Below are 5,055 nucleotides of genomic sequence, written 5' to 3'. Positions count from 1 at the left end.
CTGCTCGCGAATGCGGTGCATCAGCGCCTGAAGAGCTGACTGACTCGACGCCTTCGCGAGCAGGCTCGCTCCCACAGGGATACTGCGTTCAGCCTTTGATGGCGCGCCAGATCTTGCCGACAACGGCAACCACCGCCAACACCACCGCACCAGCAATGATCCCCGCCACGCCGTTGAGCAACATCGGTACCGCAAACCCGGCACTCCCCGCTGCTGCGCCAACGCCTTCAATCCAGTGATGCACGACCGGCACACCGTGGGTGAGGATGCCGCCGCCGACCAGGAACATCGCTGCCGTACCGACCACCGACAAGGTTTTCATCATGTACGGCGCAGCACTGAGGATGGCGCTGCCGATTTTCCTGGCGAACTGCCCAGGCTTCCGGGTCAGCCACAACCCGAGGTCGTCGAGTTTGACGATACCCGCCACCAACCCGTAAACGCCGACAGTCATGACGATGGCGATGCCGGACATCACGATCACTTGCTGAGTCAGCGATGCATCCGCCACGGTGCCCAAGGTGATCGCGATAATCTCTGCCGAGAGGATGAAGTCAGTGCGAATCGCACCCTTGATCTTGTCCTTCTCGTAAGCCACCAGATCAGTCGCCGGATCGGCTACCGCCTGAGTCAGTTGCGCATGCTCGGCCTCGTCTTCAGCCTTGCTGTGCAAAAACTTGTGCGCGAGCTTCTCGAAACCCTCAAAGCACAGATACGCGCCGCCGACCATCAACAACGGCGTCACCAGCCATGGCACGAACGCACTGATCGCCAGCGCCGACGGCACCAGAATCAGTTTATTGACGAACGAGCCTTTGGCTACGGCCCAAACCACGGGAATTTCCCGCTCGGCACGCACACCGGAGACCTGCTGGGCATTGAGCGCCAGGTCGTCGCCGAGCACGCCGGCGGTCTTCTTGGCGGCCATTTTGCTCATCAACGCCACGTCATCCAGCACGGTGGCAATATCGTCGACCAGCACCAGCAAACTGCTTCCTGCCATGAATCCTGTTTCCTTTTATGTATGAATGGTGCGAAGCATAACGCGACCACAGACCACACGGGGCATTCTTGAGCGCTGCGCGAGGCCGGTGCTACCATGCGCAACCGCCAGAACAGGCAAGGAACCACCGGGTTTATGAGCACAATCCGCGAGCGCAACAAAGAACTGATCCTGCGTGCCGCCAGTGAGGAGTTTGCCGACAAGGGCTTCGCTGCGACCAAAACCAGCGACATCGCCGCCAAGGCGGGATTGCCCAAGCCCAACGTCTACTACTACTTCAAGTCCAAGGAAAACCTCTATCGCGAGGTATTGGAAAGCATCATCGTGCCGATTTTGCAGGCCTCGACCCCGTTCAATCCGGACGGTGTACCGAGCGAAGTGCTGAGCGGCTACATCCGCTCGAAGATCCGCATCTCCCGCGACCTGCCCTTCGCTTCCAAAGTATTCGCCAGCGAAATCATGCACGGCGCGCCACATTTGAGCGCCGATCTGGTCGAGCAGCTCAACGGCCAGGCCAAACACAACATCGACTGCATCCAGAGCTGGATCGACCGCGGCCAGATCGCCCCGATCGACCCCAACCACCTGATGTTCAGCATCTGGGCCGCGACCCAGACCTACGCCGACTTCGACTGGCAGATTTCTGCGGTCACCGGCAAGGACAAGCTGGACGAGGCAGATTATGAAGCCGCGGCGCAGACGATTATCCGGTTGGTGTTGAAGGGGTGTGAGCTGGACTGAAGTATTGCTGTGGTGCCATCGCTGGCAAGCCAGCTCCCACCAGGATTTGTGTTGTTTGCTAAATCTGAATTCGACAGAGAAACCTGTGGGAGCTGGCTTGCCAGCGATAGAGGCAACTCGATTCAAAATTGTTAAAGCCAAACTGCATCCCACAGCGGATAGTCGCCAATCCTTCCGACCAATCCCGCCCGTAAAGGGTTAGCTACGACATATCGCGCCATTTTCACTAGATCCTCTTCCCGCCGCAGTGCGCGGTCGTGAAACCCCTGCTGCCAAAGCGGCCCGTTTCTACCACTGGATAGATTCACTTCGCGCGTAATCAGTGACTTGGTCTCTCGCATCAGTTTGCGAAGTGAGCAGTTTTCCAGCTCAACGAGCCAATGAAAGTGATCTGGCATGACCACCCATGCCAATGATTTTGCCAACCCAAGATCTTGCGCCCGCCGAAACTGATGAACAACCAATCTGCCCAGAACGAAATCGGCAAAGATCGGTTCGCGATCAAGTGTGTTGGTAGTCAGGAGATAGATTCGATTCGGCTCGGCATAGCGGCCGGCTCGCAGACGATGTGAAGCAGGAAAATCAGGCAATCCATTGCCCCTTCATGATGAGTTCATCAGAAGGCTAGACTTCAGTGATCCATTTGGCTGGTTAGTCTTTTTTCATGATGTGTCAGTAAGGCCGCCATCGCTGGCAAGCCAGCTCCCACAAGGTTCTGTGTCATTCGCGAAATTTACGTTCGACAAAAACTGTGGGAGCTAGCTTGCCAGCGATGACCATTGTTCAGACGCCTCCGATCAAGCAGCCACCCCCGCATCCGCCCGCAACGCCAACGCCTCCACCGCTTTAATCGCCACCTGCTCATCAATGTCCGACAAATCCCCGCTAATCCCGATCGCACCCAGCACGTTCCCCGCCTGATCCCGAATCAACACACCGCCCGGTGCCGGCACGACGCTGCCCTGGCCCATGCTGTTGAGTGCGGCAATAAACGCCGGGCGTTGTTGTGCATCCAGTGCCAGCAGGCGCGAGCCTTTACCCAGGGCAATGGCGCCCCAGGCCTTGCCGATGGCGATATCCGGGCGCAGCAGGCTGGCACCGTCTTCGCGCTGCAGGGTGATCAGGTGGCCGCCGGTATCGAGTACCGCGATGGTCAGCGGCGCGGCGTTGATGCCGCGCCCTGCATTGATGGCTTCGCTGACCAGGTTGACTGCGACTTTCAAGGTTAAAGCGCTCATGGTGCCGTCCTCATTTTGTTATAGGGAAAGTCGTGGGGCTGCGGTTTTCTGCCGCAGCCCGATGCAACAAATAGAACACAATGAGTTATTTTTTTGTATACAATAATTCTCGAAAAGCGCCACATGCGACGAAAAGCCACAGTCAGACTGGCTTCCGACGAATGAAACAGACGCTTGAGAAAATGGATTGACCTGCGCCGTCCGCCGTGAATACACTCTGCGCAAAGCCACTTGTATACAATTACAAAACGTAAAGAGGCACAAAACCATGAGCAAAATGAGAGCAATCGAAGCCGCCGTTCTGGTGATGCGCCGTGAAGGGGTTGATACCGCTTTTGGCATCCCGGGCGCTGCCATCAACCCGCTGTACTCCGCCTTGCAGAAAGTCGGTGGCATCGATCACGTCCTCGCTCGCCACGTTGAAGGCGCCTCGCACATGGCCGAGGGCTACACCCGCACCAAGGCCGGCAACATCGGCGTGTGCATCGGTACTTCCGGCCCTGCCGGTACCGACATGGTCACCGGGCTCTACAGCGCCTCGGCCGACTCGATTCCAATCCTCTGCATTACCGGTCAGGCACCCCGCGCCCGTATGCACAAGGAAGACTTCCAGGCTGTCGACATCACCAGCATCGTCAAGCCAGTCACCAAGTGGGCGACCACTGTTCTGGAGCCGGGCCAAGTACCTTACGCGTTCCAGAAAGCGTTCTTTGAAATGCGCTCCGGCCGTCCAGGCCCTGTACTGATCGACCTGCCGTTCGACGTGCAGATGGCCGAAATCGAATTCGACATCGACGCTTACCAGCCGCTGCCATTGGCCAAGCCGACTGCGACCCGCGTGCAGGTCGAGAAGGCTTTGGCGCTGCTGGATCAGGCCGAGCGTCCATTGCTGGTGGCCGGCGGCGGCATCATCAACGCCGACGCCAGCGATCTGCTGGTTGAATTCGCTGAGCTGACCGGCATCCCGGTGATCCCGACCCTGATGGGCTGGGGCACCATCCCGGACGATCACCCGTTGATGGTCGGCATGGTCGGACTGCAGACGTCGCACCGTTACGGCAACGCGACCATGCTGAAATCCGACGTGGTGCTGGGTATCGGTAACCGTTGGGCCAACCGCCACACCGGTTCAGTTGACGTTTACACCGAAGGCCGCAAGTTCATCCACGTCGACATCGAAGGCACGCAGATCGGTCGTGTGTTCACCCCGGATCTGGGCATCGTTTCCGACGCCGCTGCAGCACTGACCGTGTTCATCGAAGTAGCCCGTGAATGGCAAGCCGCCGGCAAGCTGAAAAACCGCAGTGCCTGGCTGCAAGATTGCCAGCAACGCAAGGCCAGCCTGCATCGCAAGACTCACTTCGACAACGTGCCGGTCAAACCACAGCGCGTTTACGAAGAAATGAACCAGGTGTTCGGCAAGGACACCTGCTACGTCAGCACCATTGGTCTGTCGCAGATTGCCGGCGCGCAGTTCCTGCACGTCTACAAGCCGCGTCACTGGATCAACTGCGGCCAGGCCGGCCCGTTGGGCTGGACCATTCCGGCAGCGCTGGGCGTGGTAAAGGCCGATCCGAACCGTAAAGTCGTGGCCCTGTCGGGGGACTATGACTTCCAGTTCATGATCGAAGAACTGGCGGTCGGCGCTCAGTTCAAACTGCCTTACATCCACGTCGTGGTGAACAACTCGTACCTGGGTCTGATCCGTCAGGCGCAGCGCGGGTTCGAAATGGACTACTGCGTGCAGCTGTCCTTCGATAACCTGAACGCGCCGGAACTCAACGGTTACGGGGTTGACCACATCGCAGTGGCTGAAGGCCTCGGCTGTAAGGCATTGCGTGTGTTCGAACCATCGGAAATCGCCCCTGCCCTGCGCAAGGCCGAACAGATGATCGAAGAGTTCAAGGTGCCAGTGATCGTCGAGATCATTCTGGAGCGTGTGACCAACATCTCCATGGGCACCGAGATCAACGCCGTCAACGAATTCGAAGACCTGGCGCTGGTCGGCAACGATGCGCCAACGGCGATTTCGCTGCTTGATTGAACGTAACTAGCTCCCTCTCCCTCTGGGAG

General features: G+C 58.4%; 5 protein-coding genes. 2 read left to right on the top strand and 3 right to left on the bottom strand.

Annotated elements, in window-relative coordinates:
• Positions 1–88: 88 nt before the first annotated feature.
• Positions 89–1,003, bottom strand: coding sequence for a DUF808 domain-containing protein (locus tag M9827_RS04745; RefSeq protein WP_250603841.1), 915 nt, complete (start codon positions 1,001–1,003; stop codon positions 89–91).
• A 135-nt stretch (positions 1,004–1,138) separates the two neighbouring features.
• On the opposite strand from M9827_RS04745, the gene M9827_RS04740 reads away from it, so the two are divergent.
• Positions 1,139–1,744, top strand: a complete 606-nt coding sequence (locus tag M9827_RS04740) for a TetR/AcrR family transcriptional regulator (RefSeq protein ID WP_250603839.1) — start codon at positions 1,139–1,141, stop codon at positions 1,742–1,744.
• Positions 1,745–1,875: 131 nt separating this feature from the next.
• Here M9827_RS04740 and M9827_RS04735 read toward each other — a convergent pair whose 3' ends face one another.
• Positions 1,876–2,334, bottom strand: a complete 459-nt coding sequence (locus M9827_RS04735) for an REP-associated tyrosine transposase (RefSeq protein WP_250603837.1) — start codon at positions 2,332–2,334, stop codon at positions 1,876–1,878.
• Positions 2,335–2,541: 207 nt separating this feature from the next.
• Positions 2,542–2,982 (bottom strand): GlcG/HbpS family heme-binding protein, encoded by a 441-nt coding sequence (locus M9827_RS04730; protein WP_250603835.1) that lies wholly within the window; start codon positions 2,980–2,982, stop codon positions 2,542–2,544.
• 268 nt (positions 2,983–3,250) lie between these two features.
• Between M9827_RS04730 and gcl the strand changes: the two genes are divergently transcribed.
• Positions 3,251–5,026: a glyoxylate carboligase gene (gene gcl / locus M9827_RS04725; protein WP_250603832.1), complete on the top strand. Its 1,776-nt coding sequence runs from the start codon at positions 3,251–3,253 to the stop codon at positions 5,024–5,026.
• The last annotated feature ends 29 nt before the right edge of the window (positions 5,027–5,055 follow it).

This window comes from Pseudomonas sp. AKS31 (assembly GCF_023634765.1).
Lineage (GTDB): Bacteria > Pseudomonadota > Gammaproteobacteria > Pseudomonadales > Pseudomonadaceae > Aquipseudomonas.
The sequence above is the reverse complement of the archived record's forward strand: the minus strand, read 5'-3'. Positions and strand labels throughout refer to the sequence as shown.

Excerpts from the sequence above, each read along its gene's own strand:
- M9827_RS04745 (WP_250603841.1), bottom strand. The coding sequence starts at position 1,003 with ATGGCAGGAAGCAGTTTGCTGGTGCTGGTCGACGATATTGCCACCGTG.
- M9827_RS04740 (WP_250603839.1), top strand. The coding sequence starts at position 1,139 with ATGAGCACAATCCGCGAGCGCAACAAAGAACTGATCCTGCGTGCCGCC.
- M9827_RS04730 (WP_250603835.1), bottom strand. The coding sequence starts at position 2,982 with ATGAGCGCTTTAACCTTGAAAGTCGCAGTCAACCTGGTCAGCGAAGCC.
- gcl (WP_250603832.1), top strand. The coding sequence starts at position 3,251 with ATGAGCAAAATGAGAGCAATCGAAGCCGCCGTTCTGGTGATGCGCCGT.